Genomic DNA, 1,338 nt, shown 5'->3' on the forward strand with positions numbered 1-1,338 from the left:
CATTAGAGGACGTATGTTGTCCATTACATAAGTCCTCTACATTGATGTAGAAGTTCAGTTGCCCCGCATACTCCGGTTTGAATGGGGTAGCCTTTAATTCTACTACAATGTATGCGTGTAAGGGAATGGAATACAAAATCAAGTCTGCATAGAAATCGCTGTTACCAATTTGAAAATGCTTCTGTCGGGCAACGAAAGCAAAGCCATTTCCCATTTCCAGCAAGTAACGTGTGACGTGCTTAACCAGCTGTTCTTCAATATCCCTTTCGTCTGCTTTTTCTTTGGCTCCTGCCAAATCAAAGATGTACGGGTCTTTGAGTAGGTAATTGGCAAGGTCGCTTTGTGGAGCCGGAAGTGTGGTCGTGAAATTGTTAACCTTGTTGTTGCTGATTTGTCGGCTATACAAATCACTGTCAATCTGTAATTTTAATACATTGCTGCTCCAGCCCATTTCCACGGACTGTTTCATGTACCAATAGCTTACACCCAATGGAAGCGAACTGTTAAGCATAATCACATGGCTCGCCCAATTGGTTCTTGCAACAGGTGATGCCATAAATATGTTTTCTATATCCTTAATTTCCATACGGTAAATGTCGGATACGGTTTTGGCAACATTATGAATTTGTGCAAGAGGTTCTTGCGTGATTATAGTTTCTTTGTTATCAACGGATTGAATTTGCGCAAGAGGCTCTTGCGTAAATTGAAAATCATTTAAGTAGTGTACTTCATCTTCAATTTTCTTCACGCTTGGAGCTATCAGCTTTGCATCCGTATCAATGAAATTCTGCAATGCTCTCAATGGATATGTTCTTGCAAACTGACACATATAGGTAAGGTTGCGTTCCGAATAGCCTTTCTTTTCAGGGAAATTCAGCCGGATAGCTTTTGCCAACTGTTTGATGGTTTTGCTTCCCCATCCGTGCAGTTGCTGATGATAGAGAATATAGTTGCCCATTTTCCAGTAATGGAACAACATTTGCGCATTGGCAGCGGTAATCAGCCGTACTTGCGCCTGTTGTATTTCCGAACCGACAGCATTTATAAATGCATCAAAATTCGTCTTTTCTATGTTATGTCCGTTGTTGCTCATCTTATGATATTTTCAGAATACAAATATACTTCAATGGTGGTAATCTATGAAACTAATTGATACTTTTATAGTTGATTAAACTTGTTCATGGCGTTTGCCCTGATGTCATCCGCTATGTCAATGTAGGGCTTCATGGCTTTGTAATCACTGTGTCCAGTCCATTTCATGACCACCGGTGCCGGAATTCCGTGTGGAAAAGGCGCGTGAGTTTGACCCCCTCGGGCACGCGGGATTTGACCCCTCGG

Annotated in this window: 2 protein-coding genes; both read right to left on the minus strand. The window is 41.7% G+C overall.

From position 1 onward, the window contains the following. On the minus strand, positions 1 to 1,093 hold a 1,093-nt coding region (locus C5S62_RS04920; protein WP_104404309.1), incomplete at its 3' end, for a PDDEXK nuclease domain-containing protein. Positions 1,094 to 1,158: 65 nt separating this feature from the next. Continuing rightward, positions 1,159 to 1,338 (minus strand): hypothetical protein (locus tag C5S62_RS04925; RefSeq protein WP_133159505.1); only part of this gene is annotated, 180 nt, incomplete at its 5' end.

Origin of the sequence: Prevotella sp. MGM2 (assembly GCF_002933955.1) — a bacterium.
Taxonomy (GTDB): domain Bacteria; phylum Bacteroidota; class Bacteroidia; order Bacteroidales; family Bacteroidaceae; genus Alloprevotella.